The sequence below is a fragment of the Mycobacterium sp. E183 genome, from assembly GCF_001667735.1.
Taxonomy (GTDB): domain Bacteria; phylum Actinomycetota; class Actinomycetes; order Mycobacteriales; family Mycobacteriaceae; genus Mycobacterium.
This window is the reverse complement of sequence record NZ_LZJN01000038.1, coordinates 1-1,168: the sequence shown is the minus strand read 5'-3', so window position 1 is coordinate 1,168 and position 1,168 is coordinate 1. Positions and strand designations below refer to the sequence as shown.

Annotated in this window: 1 pseudogene; it reads right to left on the bottom strand. The window is 71.3% G+C overall.

The features are described 5' to 3' along the window. Positions 1–1,095: pseudogene (locus A5691_RS03845) on the bottom strand (SDR family oxidoreductase); the annotation flags it as partial. Positions 1,096–1,168 lie beyond the last annotated feature (73 nt).

Below are 1,168 nucleotides of genomic sequence, written 5' to 3'. Positions count from 1 at the left end.
CGGTGTCTCCAGCGTCAGGCGGTGCAGCAGCGCCGCGGCGTCGAGCTTGGGCGCGAACATCGCCGTGACGTCGTCGTTGGTCATCTCGCTGAGCAGGACCGGCTGGCCGGCGAATGCCGCCAGGTAGACGCCCTCCAGCGGTGGCAGGTCGGCGCCGAACCGGTCGAACAGTTCTCTCATCGCGGTTTCGTCGGTGGCGTCGGCGGCGACTGTGACGAGGGTGGTTCCCGCCGCGGCGAGGCCGTCGGCGAGCTCGCGCAACCGCTGGCCGGGGTTGCGCGACACCGCGACGATGGTCCCGGCGCCCATCCGGGCGAGTTCACGGATCAGGTGTGGGCCGATGTTTCCGGTGGCGCCGATGACCAGTTGGCTGGCGGCGGTGTCCAGCGTCACCGGTTCGGTGGGCAGCGTATGAGCGTGCAGCCGGGGCACGTGCCGCACGCCGTTGCGGTAGACGACCTGGTCCTCTCCGTCCGCCCCGGTGGTCTCGTCGAGCACCAGGCGCGTCAGCACCTGTGCGGGCACCGAGCCGTCCAGATCGATGATGCCGCCCCAGATTTCGGGGTGTTCGAGTGCGAGGGTGCGTCCCAGGCCCCACAGCGCCCCGTGTGCGGGGTTGGCGCGGTCGCCCTCGGTGGTCGGTTGGCCGTTGCGGGTGACGATGAACAGCTTCGCTGGCGTGGCGGCGGCCGCCATGGCCGCGGTGAGCCGGCGGGTGTGGTGGAACAGCTGATAGGCGACCGCGACCGACGTTCCGGAGGCGGGCGGCGCGTAGAGCACGCGGTCGACACCGTTGAGCGCCCCGTGCAGTGCCTCTTCGTCGGCGAGGGCGCCGGACTCCAGGCCCTCGATGCCGATTTGGGACCCGGCGACGCGGTCCAGTTCGCCGGTCAGCTCGGTGTCGCCCACGACCAGCCATCGACCGCCGCCGGGTGGCGGAGCATCGGGGAGCGGTCGCACGGGCCAGGCAACCCCATAGGACCAGTCATCGATCGGGGTGCCGTTGCCCCTTCGCGCAGAGCGGGTGTCCGTCGCAGCGCGGGGACTGTTGGGCCGCAACGCCGGTGGGGCGGCGGACGCGATGTCGATCCAGTGGCATCCATCCTGCTGGCCGTCGAATTGCTGCTCTTCGAATGGCGGCCGGGACCACGCTGGTCACCGTCGCGAG